10 protein-coding genes are annotated in these 14,585 nt (G+C 63.5%); 3 read left to right on the top strand and 7 right to left on the bottom strand.

The window, feature by feature from the left end:
• Positions 1-5 precede the first annotated feature (5 nt).
• Together EPO34_02795 and EPO34_02800 are read right to left on the bottom strand one after the other, a co-directional pair.
• Positions 6-1,217: a tyrosine--tRNA ligase gene (locus EPO34_02795; protein TAK04060.1), complete on the bottom strand. Its 1,212-nt coding sequence runs from the start codon at positions 1,215-1,217 to the stop codon at positions 6-8.
• Positions 1,218-1,220: 3 nt separating this feature from the next.
• Positions 1,221-3,962, bottom strand: coding sequence for a valine--tRNA ligase (locus tag EPO34_02800; GenBank protein ID TAK04061.1), 2,742 nt, complete (start codon positions 3,960-3,962; stop codon positions 1,221-1,223).
• Positions 3,963-4,023: 61 nt separating this feature from the next.
• Between EPO34_02800 and EPO34_02805 the strand changes: the two genes are divergently transcribed.
• On the top strand, positions 4,024-4,476 hold the full coding sequence (locus EPO34_02805; GenBank protein TAK04062.1) for an HIT family protein: 453 nt from the start codon (positions 4,024-4,026) through the stop codon (positions 4,474-4,476).
• 77 nt (positions 4,477-4,553) lie between these two features.
• Here the strand turns inward: EPO34_02805 and EPO34_02810 are convergent, their stop codons facing one another.
• Both EPO34_02810 and EPO34_02815 read right to left on the bottom strand, forming a co-directional pair.
• Positions 4,554-5,585, bottom strand: coding sequence for a hypothetical protein (locus EPO34_02810; GenBank protein ID TAK04063.1), 1,032 nt, complete (start codon positions 5,583-5,585; stop codon positions 4,554-4,556).
• Complete coding sequence (locus tag EPO34_02815; protein TAK04064.1) at positions 5,582-6,382, bottom strand: class I SAM-dependent methyltransferase; 801 nt, start codon at positions 6,380-6,382, stop codon at positions 5,582-5,584. The genes EPO34_02810 and EPO34_02815 overlap by 4 nt, the downstream gene beginning before the upstream one ends.
• Before the next feature lie 145 nt (positions 6,383-6,527).
• Between EPO34_02815 and EPO34_02820 the strand changes: the two genes are divergently transcribed.
• Entirely contained in the window at positions 6,528-6,908 is a 381-nt protein-coding gene (locus tag EPO34_02820) for a hypothetical protein (GenBank protein ID TAK04065.1), read from the top strand.
• Between the two features lie 99 nt (positions 6,909-7,007).
• Here the strand turns inward: EPO34_02820 and aspS are convergent, their stop codons facing one another.
• Positions 7,008-8,312 (bottom strand): aspartate--tRNA(Asn) ligase, encoded by a 1,305-nt coding sequence (aspS, locus tag EPO34_02825; GenBank protein ID TAK04066.1) that lies wholly within the window; start codon positions 8,310-8,312, stop codon positions 7,008-7,010.
• A gap of 61 nt (positions 8,313-8,373) precedes the next feature.
• Positions 8,374-9,699 carry a hypothetical protein gene (locus EPO34_02830; protein ID TAK04067.1) on the bottom strand — a complete coding sequence of 442 codons (1,326 nt, stop codon included), beginning with the start codon at positions 9,697-9,699 and terminating at the stop codon, positions 8,374-8,376.
• Positions 9,700-9,875: 176 nt separating this feature from the next.
• On the opposite strand from EPO34_02830, the gene EPO34_02835 reads away from it, so the two are divergent.
• The gene (locus tag EPO34_02835) at positions 9,876-11,006 is read left to right on the top strand and encodes a hypothetical protein (protein TAK04068.1); all 1,131 of its coding nucleotides are present in this window, start codon (positions 9,876-9,878) and stop codon (positions 11,004-11,006) included.
• A 36-nt stretch (positions 11,007-11,042) separates the two neighbouring features.
• On the opposite strand, the gene EPO34_02840 is transcribed toward EPO34_02835, so the two are convergent.
• Complete coding sequence (locus tag EPO34_02840) at positions 11,043-14,516, bottom strand: hypothetical protein (GenBank protein TAK04069.1); 3,474 nt, start codon at positions 14,514-14,516, stop codon at positions 11,043-11,045.
• Positions 14,517-14,585 lie beyond the last annotated feature (69 nt).

Raw genomic sequence — 14,585 nt, forward strand, 5'->3', positions numbered from 1 at the left:
ACCGACTACCCCCTCATGACCTTAATAAAATGCCTCTTTCCTTTCTGCACGACGACCCCCTCCGCCGTCGGGACGACCTGCGCGTCGTATCCCTTCACGACCGCGCCGGCGACCTTCACCCCGCTGCCGTCGATCAGTCGCTTGGCCTCGCCTTTGGACGCCACAAGCTTCGTCTCGACGAGCAGGTCGATGACGTTCAGGGGGCCCGAAACGCGATGATGGGGCATGTCGGTGGGCGTCTCGTGCGCCTTAAACATCGCGTCGAACCGTTCAGACGCTTCCGCGGCGGCCGTATCCCCGAAGAATGACCGGACGACCTCGCGGGCGAGGTGCGCCTTCACGTCGCGCGGGTTGGAACCGGTCGCGAGTTCGTCCTTGATGGCCGCGAGCTGGATGGCCGGGAGGCCCGTGAGCAGCTCGAACCCCGGCTCGATCATCCCGTCGGTCCAGCTCATGATCTTCCCGAACACGTCGTCGGCCGAATCCTCGAGCGTGATCATGTTCCCCTCGCTCTTCCCCATCTTCTTGCCCGTGGGGTCGGTGAGGAGCTTCGTGGTGATGACGAACTTCTCCTTGCCCTTCATGGCCTTCATGAGGTCGCGGCCCATCAGCATGTTGAAGGTCTGGTCGTTGCCGCCGATCTCGCCGTCCACGCCCATCGCCACCGAGTCGTATCCCTGCATGAGCGGATACAGGAACTCGTGCGTGTGGATCGGCTTCCCCTCCTTCCGACGCGCGTCGAACATGTCGCGCGCCTCGATCTGCTGGATGGTCGTGTGCGCGGCGAGATCGACCACGTCCGCGAACGACATCTTGGCCAACCACTTGGAATTGTATTTCAACTCCGCCTTGTTGAGGCCGGAAAAACGTAGGATCTTGCCGGCCTGCTTCTTGTAGCCCTTCGCGTTGGCAAGCACCTGCTTGCGCGTGAGGCGCACGCGGGTGGCGCTCTTGTCGGTGGGGTCGCCGATCATGGCGGTGAAGTCCCCGATGAGCAGGATGACCTTATGCCCGAGGTCCTGGAACTCGCGCAGCTTTTTCAGCACGATGGCATGTCCCATGTGCAGCGTCGGGCCGGTGGGGTCCACGCCGAGGTACATCGTGAGCTTCTTCCCTTCGAGCAGCCGCGCCTTAACGAAGTCGCGCGACGGGTACACGTTCTCCACGCCGCGCGTGAGGAAGGCGTCGATCCTTTGTGGGTCGGTGATGACGGGCATAGGTCAATGGAGAGTGTTGAGCTGTCCTTCGAGCGCCGCGAGCTTCGCGTGGGCTTCGTCCAGCTTCGCACGCATATCGGCGACCACCTTCTCCGGCGCTTTGCCGACGAATTCCTTGTTCTCAAGTTTGGCAGACGTGGTTTCGACGTACTTCTTCGTCGTCTCAATCTCGGCCTGTAGGCGCGCGCGTTCCTTTTCGACGTCCACGAGCCCGGCGAGCGGTACGTAGATGGTACACCCTGCGACCACGGCCGACGTAGAGCCGTCCGGTTTGGTGGCATCCGGGGCGATCGTGAGCTCGCCGACGCGCGCGAGGCGGCGGATGAGCGCCGCATTCTCCGTAAGGAGGTCCGCATGCTCCCCCGCGGCGATGGCCGCGGCGGTTTCCTTGCCTGGCTCCACCTTGTAATCCGCGCGCATGCCGCGCAGGGCGCCCACGATCTCGCGGACGAGGGAGAATTCCCGCTCCGCCACCTCGTCATGCACCCGCAGCGCCTCCGGCCACTCGGCGACCATCAACATCCCTTCGGCCCCTTCAGCCGCTTCGGCCCCCTTCATCTCCCCCCAAATGACCTCCGTCACGTACGGCATGAACGGATGCCACAGGGCGATGAGGCCGCGCAGCACCTCGATGAGGATGGAGTCGGTGCTTTTCGCGTATCCCGGCTCGGCGCGCTGCGCCTTGGCGATTTCCAGGTACCAGTCGGCGAACTCGTTCCAGGTGAAGTCACGCAAGAGCTCCCCCGCGGCCGAAAACGCCTTGGCATTGAGCAAGTTCGTCACTTCGCGGGTGACTTCTCCCAATCTCGACAGGATCCAACGATCGGCCAGCGTCTGCGGTTGCACGACCCTCTCATGCTCCCCCTTGGCAAGGGGGAGATAGCTCGCCTCGTTCACAGTCGTGAGCACGAAGCGGGAGATGTTCCAGAGCTTGTTGGTGAAATTGCGGAACCCGGCCACCTTTTCCTCGGACAGCTTCACGTCGTTCCCCGGCGTGGAACCGATCACGAGCGACAGGCGGGTGGCATCCGCCCCGTACTTCGCGATCATGTCGAGCGGGTCGATGATGTTGCCCAGCGACTTGCTCATCTTGCGCCCATGCTCGTCGCGGATGAGCCCGTGCAGGTATACCTCCTTGAACGGCGCTTCACCCAGCACGTACTGGCTCATGAGGATCATGCGCGCCACCCAGAAGAACAGGATGTCATATCCCGTCTCGAGCACGGACGTCGGGTGGAATGTCGCCAAGTCCTTCGTCTTCTCCGGCCAGCCGAGGGTGGAGAACGTCCAAAGCCCGGAGCTGAACCAGGTGTCGAGGGTATCCTCATCTTGAACCCAGTCGTCACCTTCCGGAGCCGACTCGCCGCAGAAAACTTCTTCGCCGCGGTACCAGACCGGGACGCGATGCCCGAACCAGATCTGGCGGCTCACGTTCCAGTCGCGTAGGTTGTCGATCCAATGGAAGTACGTCTTCTCGAACCGTTCGGGCATGATCTTCACCGTCCCGCCCTTCACGGCGTCCTGCATCAGCTTCTTGAGCGTGACCTTGCGCAAGCCGCGTCGGAACGGCTTGTTCACGTCGATGAACCACTGCAGCTTGGGCAGCGGCTCGATGGGCGCGCCCGTGCGTTCGGCAACCGATATGTTCTGGGCGACCTCTTCTTCCTTTTGGAGCAGGTCGTTGTCGCGCAGCCAGGCGACGACGGCCGCACGCGCCTCGAGCGTGGTCTTGCCCGCGACGAGCGAGCCGGCCTCGGGGAGCATGCGCGCATCTTCTCCGATGACCTGGATCGTTGGCAGACCATGGCGTTTCGCGATGTCCGCGTCGATGGCGCTGTGCGCCGGGGTCACGCCCAACGCGCCCGTGCCAAACGCCGGGTCCACGCTCTCGTCCGCGACCACCTTGATCGACCGTTTCGCGCCGGCGAACGCGACGTCGAACGTCTTTCCGACGAGCTTTTTGTAGCGCTCATCCGTCGGATGTACCGCAACGGCCGTGTCGCCCACTTTCGTTTCAGGACGCGTGGTCGAGATGGCGATCGGGAAGTCCTTCGAATACGTGAACGTGTACAGCGTCGCCTTCCCTTCCTTGTGGTTCACCTCGTCGTCGGAGATGGTGGTGCGGCCGACCGGGTCCCAATTAACCACGCGGAAGGCGCGGTACATGAGCCCGTCGTCGTACATCATCCTGAACGCCAAGTTCACGGCGCGGCTGCGCTTCTCGTCGAGCGTGTACGCCTCGCGCGACCAGTCAAGCGACGACCCCATCTTCTTCGCCTGGTTCACGATGGTGTCGTGGCTCTCCTTGGCGAACTTCCTCACTTCGTCCAGGAACCTCTCGCGCCCGAGCTCGCGGCGCGGGTCCTTCATCCCCTTCTCCGTAAGCAGCTTCTCGACCTTGGATTGGGTGGCGATGGCCGCATGGTCGGTGCCGGGAATCCACAGCGCCTTCTTCCCGCGCATGCGCTCGAAACGCACCATCAGGTCCTGTATGGCGAGCATGGCCGCGTGCCCCATGTGCAGCGTCCCGGTCACGTTTGGCGGCGGGAGCACGATGCAGAACGGCTCCTTCCGGTCGCCGGGAAGGTTGTCTGGATTGAAAAAACCGCTCTTCTCCCAAGCTGCGTATATCGCGTCCTCATGGGCAGTGGGTTCGTAGGCCTTCGGAATCTGTCGGTCCGGCATATTCGGTGCCAGCTTAGGCGAAAACGGAGTGGGAGGCAATGCTTGCGCGATGGGTATCATTCATTATCTACTGACGGATAAGCCGGCATGCTATGCTGAGCGGGTTAATGTCTTCACTATTATGGACTGTGTTTTTTGCAAGATTGCCAAGGGAGAAGCTCCGGCCCACAAAATTTGGGAGGACGAGAGGTATCTTGCTTTCCTTTCGATTTTTCCGAATACGGAAGGATTCTCCGTCGTCATTCCCAAGAAACATTACCCGTCTTATGCGTTCGATTTGCCCGACGCGGTCCTACACGGCCTCGTGCAGGCGGCGAGTCGGACCGCGAAACTGCTTGACCTGAAACTGGAAGATGTCGGCCGTACGGGCATGATCTTCGAAGGATTCGGCGTCGACCACGTCCACGCGAAGTTGTTTCCGATGCACGGGACCAAGGGGCCTGAATGGAAACCGATGAAATCGAACGTCAACAAGTATTTTAACACGTACGAAGGGTACATTTCCTCGCACGACCACGTACGTGCGGATGACGGAAAACTCGCCGAGCTGGCGCGACGCATCAGCGGGAAATAAGGCGTATCGCCTCCTAAAAAAGAAAAGGGCCTGGCTGCAGGATCGCAGCTAGGCCCTTGTATTTCCGTGATTCCGCATCAGAACCCGTAGAACGCTTTCGCGTTGTCATGGAACAGCTTTTGCTTCACGGACGCGCGTTCCGTCTCTGACAGCCCGGAAACGGCCATCCGTATGGCTCCTAACGCCTGCCAATGCGCGTGCGGCGCGCCCGCAGCCAAATGCCCGTATTCCCCATGCTCGGCAAGATCCACCCAATGATACGGATAATCCGTCGCCAGTCGCTCGCCGCGCTGCGGATGCGCATACGGCACGGAACGGATCAGCTGCAACGGCTCGTCCGAGCCGTACATGATCCTGTCCGAACCCACGATGCGCAGGGCCATCGCCACGACCTCTGCCGATGGCACCAACGCCGTATCGAAGGAAATCTGCGGATGCTTCGCGATTTCCACGAAGGCCTCCTCGAGTCCGGGCACCGCGTATTTCGTCAGGCTGAGATGGGCCAGGCAGACACGCAAGCGCGGAAAGTCCCGCACGAGCGTGAGAATCTGATCGAGGCACGCGGTAATCCGCATGGGCGGATGCAGGAGGATAGGCACGCCGAGGGCCTGTGCCTGTTCCAGGACCTCCTTCGGGAAATACTGATAGATCTCGCCGGCGGGCGGCTCGTGATACGAGTAGTACATTTTCAACGCCGAGACGCGCGGATGACCGAGCATGCCGATCGTGTACTCCACGTCGTCCGGGAGACCGTAGAGGGCGATCCGGTCTTCCGCCATGCTTTGCCCGAGCAGATACCGGTTCGCCTCCTTATGGTCTATACCTCGGAACGGCATCGCGAAACGCAAGGCATGGACCGTCTTCCCCGGATACAGGATCCGATGCCACTCGTCCGATTCCTCCAAGGTGAAGCTTGGGAACGTCGAAAGCATGTGCCCGTAAGCGCGCGCATCGACTGCCCGGACATGCTCAGGCGTGCTCCCGTGGGAATGACCGTCGATGATCGTCTCTGGCAGCCACTCCGCGAACTCCTCGACCAAACGCCGTTCGGCTTCGGTAAAGGACTTCGCATGCGCGAGATAGGCTTCCCGGTCGATGTTCCGTTTCATCGCATGCCTCCATCCGGCTTGCGTCTCACGCCATAGATGCCCCCGCGAGGAATCTGCAACATGAGGTCCGGTTCTGCGGGAATCTTCCGATGCACCCTGACGGAGTAGTTCAGGAAGCGCCCATTCTCATTGAAAAGCCGGACGTATTCCTTCCAATCATCCCTGGTCTCGGGGCGCATGCGTCCGACGTACTGATGGGCGCGCACCTCATCGGCCGGCACCGCTTCGTACTCGGTCTCGTATTCGAGGGTCAGCGGAAGCTCGTCGAACAGCCCTGCCCAATACGCCTTCGTGCCGTCCGGCGAGAGCCTCGTGCCGATCTTGGCGTTGAACTCCTCGACGAGCGCTTCGGGCGGAGGGGTGCGGTAGTGATAGAGCGCGGTCAGCAGGTATCCCCACGGTTTCACGACGCGCAACGCCTCGATGACGTGCCCCCTCCTTTCCTCGGGCGGGATGAACGGGAGATGCCCGCTTACCACCACATGGCTGAACTGACCGTCCGCGAACGGCAGCTTGCCGGCATCTCCTTGCTGGAAAGAAAGGAGATGCGCAACATGCCTGTCGACATTCTGACGCGCGGCGGCGATGCTCCCTTCATGCAAGTCGAGTCCGACGCATGTCGCCCCTACATATCGGGCCATCTCTATGGAGATGAACCCGGTCGAGCACCCGATTTCGAGAAGTGTCGACCACCGATCCATGAACGCGTTTCGCGCCCATTCCTTTACCGTCAGGTAGCTGCCCGGAGGCGTGTTGACTTGGCCGGATTTCGCGACGGTCGCCAGATACTTGCTCATGACCGAACCTCCTCATTCATTTGCCGTTTAAAGGACTCTTGATAAGGGACTGACTTACCAAGCCAATGACCTTAGGGCGTTTCCGGCGACTTGTCAAAGCTCGCGTAACGCTATATGAAAAGGGTATACTTTATGCCGTTGCGATATGGAAAAGAAGCCATATAGGCCGTTTCTGGTCTCATGCGGATTACGGGGAGGATACGACCTGTCCGCCCCAACACGCGCCATCACGGACGCGCGCGCCATCATCCAAACGTGGCTGGAAACCAGGATGAAAGGCGGGAAGAAGGTCGCGGTCGGCACCCTGTTTGAGGGCCAGTTTGTCTATCCTTGGATCGAAGGGACGGACGTCTCATCGAGATACGAACCCGCGTTCCACTATAAGGGAATGATCCGGGAAGACGCTTCGGACGAGGAAGCGTTGGAGATGCTCGCCGACCTGGCGCATGAGCTTGCACGAACGCTCCACCAAAAGCGGGTGCACGTCGAATTCTGTTCGGCCTATTACCTCGTCGAAAACGCATAGAAAGGCGGGGTCGCGCGCCGATTCGGCGGAAATGCTTGCAGAAGAAAAGGCCCGGGAAGCGTCATGCTTCCCGGGCCGCGTCGGTCAATCGCCGCCGCGTCACGGGGCGAGCCGGTTCGGACCGCGATAGAGATAGGTCACCTCGCGGACGTTCTTGATGCCGAGGAGCACCATCAGCATGCGCGTGAGGCCGAACCCGTATCCTCCGTGCGGCGGGCAGCCGTAGCGGAAGCAGTCGAGGTAGTGCTTGATCGGGTCGAGACCCAACCCCTTTTCCTGGGCCTGTTTCACGAGCTGGTCGTACCGATGCTCACGCTGGGCCCCCGACGTGACCTCCAACCCCTTCCAGAGGAGGTCGAAGCTCTTCGTGAGGGAAGAATCGTGCTCGTGCCGCATGTGGTAGAACGGGCGGACGCGGATGGGGTAATCCGTCACGAACGCGAATTCGTGGCCGGTCTTCTCCATGACATGGGCGCACACCTGGCGCTCCCCTTCGGGATCCAGGTCGCCTTCGCATTCCGGCGGGATCACGTGGCCCCGGCTCGCGAGGACCTCGTACGCCTCGGTCATCGTGATGCGTGGGAACGGCACGGTCGGGACCGTCACCTCCACGCCGAAATGCTCCTTGATTGCCGTGCCATGCTTGTCCTTGATGACCTGGAGCACATGCTGCAGCCACCGCTCCTCCATCTGCATGACGTCGTCGTGGGAATCGATCCACGAGAGCTCGACGTCGACGCTGGTGAATTCCGTGTCATGACGGGAGGTGAACGACGGGTTGGCACGGAACACGGGTCCAATCTCGAACACGCGCCCGAAGCCCGCGGCCATCGCCATCTGCTTGTAGAACTGCGGCGACTGGGCGAGGTAGGCAAGGCCGCCGAAGTACTCGACCTTGAACAACTCCGCGCCGGACTCGCTCGCGCTCCCCATGAACTTCGGGGAGTGGATCTCGATGAAACCCTGATCGAGCCAGAACTGCCGCATCGCGTGCTCCGCCGTCGTCTGCACCCGGAAGATCAGGTGGTTCGCGGGCCGGCGGAGATCGAGGAACCGCCAGTCGAGCCGGAGGTCGAGCGAGGACTCCTCCGTGACCGGAAGCACGGCGGGGGCGGCATTGAGGACGTTGAGGTCCTCCAACACGATTTCCAACTGCCCCAGCTTGATCTTCTCGTTCTTGACCACGCGCCCTCGCAGATCGACCGCGGATTCCGGCGTGAGGCTGGAGACGAGGGCGTTGAGGGGGCTGTCGGTCTTCTCGCATGCGATCTGGACGATGCCAGAATGGTCACGGACGATTACGAACTGCATCCGCTTCTGATCGCGGATCGTCTGGACCCATCCCTTCACGCGGACCGTCTGACCATCGGCTTTGGGGAGGTCCCCGACGAGTGTTCTTTCCATGGCTTCTCTCCGTCTCTGTCTGTTGGGGTGATGTGATGCCTGTGCCGACGGCAGAGGCTGTTTAAGGAGCGATCTTGCGGCGGAAGATGCGCGGGAACGGGATCGTGTCGCGCACATGGGGGATGTTCAGGAGCCAACGGATGAACCGCTCGACCCCCATGCCGAATCCCCCGTGCGGGACGCAGCCGAACTCGCGCATCTGCCGGAGCCATTCGTACCGCGGATCACCGAACTTCCCCTTTTCCTTCATCCGATCATCGAGCTCGGGCAGGGTAGAGATCTTTTCGGCGACGCCGAGCAGCTCCCCGTAGCCGTTCGTCGCGATGAGGTCCGCCGTCCTGGTGACGCGGGAATCATCGACGTCGATGACATAGGGGAACGGCTCGATCTTGCGCGGAATGCCGGTAATCCAGAACGGGGAGGAGAATCCGCGCGACAAGATCTCCTCTTCATCCGACCCCAGGCTGGCCCCGAACTCGAACGGGACGCCGAGGCTTGACAGCCGATTGACCGCCTCGACGTAGGTGATGCGCGGGAAGGGCACGCTCAGGCCATCGACGCAGAGCTCCGTCCCGAGCATGCGCGGGATATCCGAGTGATGCTCAAGACTGAACCGGACGACATGGCCGATCATGTCCTCGACGATGGCCATGAGGTCATCGACGCTGACCCACGCGAGCTCCGCCTTGATGTGCCAGTACTCCATGAGGTGGCGCTTGCTGCGCGTCTCTTCGGCGCGGAAGCTCGGCCCGATGTTGTAGACCTTCTCGAAGGCGTGGACCGCGCTTTCGAGGTAGAAGCCGACGCATTGGGTGAGGAACACGTTCTCGTCATGCACCGTTATGGGCATGGCCGTCCCGTCTTCATAGAGCGGGGCGGGGGTGAGGACCGGAGCCGTAATCTCGATATACCCTTTTTGGTTGAACCAGTCGCGCATCGCCATCATTGCGAGATGACGGAACCGCAGGATGGCCATCACCTTGTCGTTCCTCAGGTACAGATGCCTGTTCTTGAGCAGATGGTCGGCCATCTTCACGTCGAAAATGTCGAAGGGGCTGCGCGGATGCGGGCTGATCTCGGCCGCACTCCCGATGACCTGCATCTGCTCGACACGGATCTCCGGGGCGTTCGAACCGCTCTCCAGGATCCCAATGACCTTCACGGACGACTCGACGGGGACGTTCTTGGCGATGACATAGGCTGCGTTCTCCACCTTCACGACCGCTTGGATCATGCCGGTCGAGTCGCAGATATCGAGAAAGACGATGTCTTTCCCGTTTCTCCTTGACTTCACCCAGCCAGACAGATCGACCGCGGAACGTTCCGACCCGCTGCCACGCAGGAGATCTTTGACATAGACCATCTTCATGGCTATTTCCTTTGGCATCGATTGTGAACGTGCGTTCTTACGCGCGTAGCCGTCCCAAAGCCACCGGCCGTGGGACCGGACTTTTTCCCATATCTCTACCCTTCCGTCAAGAGCCTTGACGCTTCCCCTTCGGCCCGATAAGGTGCTCCATTCCCGTGCTTGTCTGTCGTAATGAACCGCAGCCCGAAACAAGCATGGCACTCGTGCACCACGAACAAGTTCTCGAAGCCCTGAAGCGGTCCGATCGGCCGCTTCTTGTGGTCGGGGCCGGGAGCGGACCTGACGGGTATGCGTCCGCGGTCGGGCTTTCGCTCGTGCTCGCGAAGCTCGGGAAGTCGCCCGAGATCGTGGCCAACGACGGGGCGACGCCAAAGACCCTCGCCTTCCTGGGCGCGCAAGACGTGAAGACGTCACTTGAGAAGCTGCGCCGGTTCCGCATCACGCTCGATACGAGCAAGGTGGCGATCGACGAGATCGCACAGACGCGCACGGCGGACGCGCTCGTCATCGAGGTCTCTCCCAAGGCTGGGTTTTGGGAGCCGCATGACGTCGCGACCGCGGCCGACGGCTACCGGTTCGACCTCATCGTGACCCTGGGTGCCTCCGACCTCGAGGCATGCGGGGGCCCGTACCGCGACAACCCGGATTTCTTCTATGCGGTGCCGGTGGTGAACCTGGACCACGCCCCGGGCAACGAGCATTACGGGGCCGTGAACCACGTGGACCTCGCCGCCTGCTCCGTGGGCGAGTCGCTCGCCGCGCTCGTGACGCAGATGGATCCCGACCTCATGGACGCGGACGTGGCCACAGCGTTCCTCACGGGAATGATCGCGAAGACGAAGAGTTTCAAGGCCCCCGGCCTCACCCCGAAGACGCTCGAGGCGGCCGCGAAGCTCGTGGCGCTTGGCGCCCGTCGCGACGACATCGTGGGCAGCCTCTACCGCACCCGCTCCGTGGCCACCCTGCGGCTGTGGGGGCGCGCGCTCGCCCGCCTCAAGCTCGAAAAGGAGGCCAAGCTCGCCTGGACGCTCATCGGCCGCCAGGACTTCTTGCATGCGGGCGCGGACGAGGCCGACCTCCCCGACGTCATCGAGGAACTGATCGCCTCCTGCCCCGACGCGCATGTGGCGGCGATCCTCTATGAGAGCCGCGACGGCTCCGTCCGCGCCGTCATCCGCGCCGAGCGGCCGCACGACGCCCAGGAGCTCGCCTGCGTCTTCGCCCCCACGGGCTCGCGCGAAGAGGCCCGCGCGCGCTTCACGGACAAGACGATTTCCGAAGCCGAACGCATCCTCGTGGGCGCTCTCATGATGAAGCTGACATGAAAAACCGACCCCTCGCGGGGTCGGTTTTCCATTCCGCTAGTACGTCGCGGTCGCGATGAAGGTGAGCGCGTCGCCGTAGTCGGCGTGGGCCGCGGTCACGGGGGTGGCGTTCACGTTGACGGAAACACGGGCGCGTCCTGCGTCGATGGGATCCGAGGTGGTGGAGAGGATGGAGGCGTTCGTCGTGGTGAGGTTTTTCACGTCGTTGGTTGCCCCGTTCGCGGCGCAGGTGCCGGCGGTATAGTCTCCCGCCTTTGCGAACGGGCCGCCGGCGGTCTGCGTGACGGAGATGACGCACAAGCCGTAGTTGGCGGTGGAGGAACTCATGGCCGCGGCGGAGTTGGGGATGGTGTCGGCCGGGGCCGAGGCGGAGACGAGGCCGCTGGAGCCGTTGACGTTCCTCACCGTGACCACAGCGCCCCCGGTGGCGTTGGTCGAGAGGTCGATCCAGACGCTCTTGTGCGTGGTGCCGGAGGAAGCGACCGTGCCCGGCATAATCTCGCCGAAGTCGAGGGAGTACGGGCCGGACGTCTCGGCGTCCCCCACGGACAGGTCGAGGTCGAAGGTGAGGGTGGGGTCCACCATGCCCGAGACGGTCACCTGGTCCTCGTCCACCACGGTGAAGGAACCGGAGCCGGAGTCGTTGCTCCAGGTGACGACATACGTGCCCGGGGTGGAATGGAGGGTGACCTTGGCGCCGGACAGGGTGATGGTGCCCACGCAGGCGGTCTTGGTCCCCGTGAGCGTGGTGGCGGTGTACCCGAAGCTCCCCACCGTCCCCCCGCCCGAGCAGGTGCCGGAGGTGAACGCCTGGGTCACGGTGAAGCCCGCGGGGAACGTGACCGTGAGCGGGGCCGTGTCAGGCCCGGTGAGCGCGAACTGGAGGGCGAAGTCCACGCCCGTGGACCCGGCCTTCAACCGGGAGAAGGTCATGGTGCCGGAGGTGGTGAAGGAGCCCACGGTGAAGGAAGAGTCGGAGTTGGTGGTGGCGCTCGCCGTGTCCCTCGCCGCGGCGCGGATGGTGTGAGAGCCGTCGGACAGGCCCGGGCCGATCGTGATGGAACAGGAAGCGGGAGACTCGGCCGGGGAGAAGGTGCAGGTCTTGATGACGTTCGTCGGGTCTGTGGTGCCGTCGAGATACAGCTGGATGCGGTTCACCCCGTTGTCGTCGGTCGCTGTGGCGGAAATGGTGGTCTGCTGGTTGACCGTGGGCGTGGAGGGGGCGGCGTTGACCGCCGTCGAGAAGGCGGGCGGGTCGTCGGTGAGGGTGAGGGAAAGAGTGCCGGCGCTCCCGTCCGCGGCCGAATCAGGGCCGGAGCCGCCTGCCGCGAGGACAGACGCTCCGGAGCCGCCGATGGTGTCCGCTCCGGCGTCGAAACTGCAGCCAGCAGATGCGCTCGCATAGGCGATGGCGATGCGGCCTCCGCCGCCGCCGCCGCCGTCGGTGAAGGTCCCGTTTCCGCCAGCCCCTCCGGTCGTTTGGAACGTTGGCGCCGACGTGCAGCTGAAAGACCCGGCCGTCACGTACACGGATCCGCCGGAGCCGCCGCCGGCGGAGTATTCTCCCCCGCTCGTGCCGCCGGCAGAGCCGTTCGCGCTGACGGAACCGTTGTGCGTGAAGGTGCCGGAAACGTCGAGGCGCACCTTGCCGCCGCCCGCGCCGCCCGAGTACGGGCTCGCCCCGCCGCCGGAAGAACCAAAGAGGCTGGGAGCCGTGGCCGAACCGTATGTCACGCCGCCCGTGCCGCCGCCGGAGCCGTTGCCTCCCGCGCCGCCATGGCCGGCGCCGTCACCGGCATCCCAAGCGCCGCCGGTGAAGCCGTATCCGGACGTGGAGACCGCGCAGACGTTGCTGCCGTCGGGACCGTACCCGTGCCCGGTGGAACTTCGGCAGCCCTTCCCCGCGGCGCTGATCGAGGACCCGGAATCGATCGTGAGCGAGGTGAGCGTGGTCCAGGTGACGTTGGCGTTCACCGCGGAGGACCCGGTGAGCGTGATGTCGATGGCGTCGTCGATGATCAGCTCGCCCTCGAGGGCCCCGTTCACGGTGAGGCCGGACCAGGACTGGTCGTCCCCGTCGGGGATGTTGAGGTTGATGTCGGTGTCGGTGCCGGTGTTGGTGAGCGTGACCCCGGAGCCTACGGTGAAAAACCCGGACGCTCCCAGGGTCATGGCTCCGGCAGAGGCGATGGTCGCGCCGGTGTTGATCGACGCCGAAGCGGCCGAGGTCACGCTGAACGCCCCGCCGGAAGAGAAGGTCGAGCCCGTGAGGAAGGCGACGGAAACGGGGGCGGAAAGCGTGAACGAGGCGATGGTCTGCCCGCAGGTGAACGTGCCGTCGAAATTCAAGGTCGTCCCGGCCGTGATGGAGGGGGTGGCGCCGCTCGAAATCCCGTTCTGGCAGTACTGGTTGTCCGCGTTCGCGTCGAACGTCCAGCTGTTCACGTCGTAATCCGTATCCGTGTACGTGAACCCGTGGAAGACCTTCACGTCGTCGTCGGTGGTGGGGCCGGTCCCCTGGGTGTCGACCAGGTATACGGTCCCGGTGTCGCCGGCCGTGGCGGCGCCTGGACCGGGGCCGCCGCTGGCAGAAAAATCACTTGAGTCAAATGAGAACGAACCCGACTGGTATTCGATGGCGATACGGCCGCCGCCTCCGCCGCCCGCGTCATACGTCTGGTCATATCCGGCGCCTCCATCGGCGCTGAACGTCCCGGTCGTCCCCTCGATAGCGGCGGTCGTCACGTAGATGGATCCACCGGAACCGCCTCCGGAACCGCCGATACCGGCATGGATGTAACCCGAGCCGCCGTTCGCCGTAATGGAACCGTTATGGGTGAACGTCCCGGAGACGGACAGGCGGACCGCCCCGCCTCCCGTACCGCCGACCGTCGTGCTGTCGACCGTCCCGCCCGATGAGCCGAACAGGACGGCGGCCGTGGCCGAGTCGTAGGTGGCACCGCCGGGACTTCCCGTGTGGCCGTTGCCACCAGCGCCGCCGTGGCCGCCGCCGCCCGATTCTACGCCGCCTGGGCTGTTCGCCCCGGATCCGACGGCGCCGGCCGTACACACGTTGGAGCCGTTGGGCCCGTACCCGCTGGAGGTGGTCCCTCCGCACCCTTGCACGCTCGCGCTCACCGTGGCCGTGTTCTCGATCTCAAGGTCGGAGAAATGGATCTCGGCGATGGCGCCAGTGCCGATATTGGAGCCAAGGGTGACCGTGGCGCCGGCCTTGATCTCGACGAGCGACGCGGTGCAGTCGTAATAGTCGCCCACGCTCCCTCCCCCGTCGTCCACGTCGTCAATCGACACCGAGCCGGTGACCTGGACGCCGGAAGTCCCGCCGTCGGAATCCGAGAACGGGCAGGAGAGGGCGGCGGCGCGGACCACGGCCGTGTCCTTGAGGAAGGAGAACCAGGTCGCGCTCGCGGCAGCGAACGCCAAAAGCGCCGTGACGACGAGCATGCTCGCGGTGCGCTTGAGGCGGTGGGGTTGGCGGAGGGAGAACATCTGCGGATAGTATACTTCATCCCCCCCTGTACCCTGCATCGCGCTTGTGGAAAAGAAAAACCGCCCTTC

The sequence above is a fragment of the Patescibacteria group bacterium genome, assembly GCA_004297215.1.
GTDB lineage: Bacteria > Patescibacteriota > Patescibacteriia > UBA9934 > GWF2-40-263 > 2-01-FULL-63-20.

What these genes read in the sequence shown, in the direction of transcription:
- EPO34_02795 (TAK04060.1), bottom strand. Translation starts at nt 1,217, where the DNA reads ATGCCCGTCATCACCGACCCACAAAGGATCGACGCCTTCCTCACGCGC.
- EPO34_02800 (TAK04061.1), bottom strand. Translation starts at nt 3,962, where the DNA reads ATGATACCCATCGCGCAAGCATTGCCTCCCACTCCGTTTTCGCCTAAG.
- EPO34_02805 (TAK04062.1), top strand. Translation starts at nt 4,024, where the DNA reads ATGGACTGTGTTTTTTGCAAGATTGCCAAGGGAGAAGCTCCGGCCCAC.
- EPO34_02810 (TAK04063.1), bottom strand. Translation starts at nt 5,585, where the DNA reads ATGAAACGGAACATCGACCGGGAAGCCTATCTCGCGCATGCGAAGTCC.
- EPO34_02815 (TAK04064.1), bottom strand. Translation starts at nt 6,382, where the DNA reads ATGAGCAAGTATCTGGCGACCGTCGCGAAATCCGGCCAAGTCAACACG.
- EPO34_02820 (TAK04065.1), top strand. Translation starts at nt 6,528, where the DNA reads ATGGAAAAGAAGCCATATAGGCCGTTTCTGGTCTCATGCGGATTACGG.
- aspS (TAK04066.1), bottom strand. Translation starts at nt 8,312, where the DNA reads ATGGAAAGAACACTCGTCGGGGACCTCCCCAAAGCCGATGGTCAGACG.
- EPO34_02830 (TAK04067.1), bottom strand. Translation starts at nt 9,699, where the DNA reads ATGCCAAAGGAAATAGCCATGAAGATGGTCTATGTCAAAGATCTCCTG.
- EPO34_02835 (TAK04068.1), top strand. Translation starts at nt 9,876, where the DNA reads ATGGCACTCGTGCACCACGAACAAGTTCTCGAAGCCCTGAAGCGGTCC.
- EPO34_02840 (TAK04069.1), bottom strand. Translation starts at nt 14,516, where the DNA reads ATGTTCTCCCTCCGCCAACCCCACCGCCTCAAGCGCACCGCGAGCATG.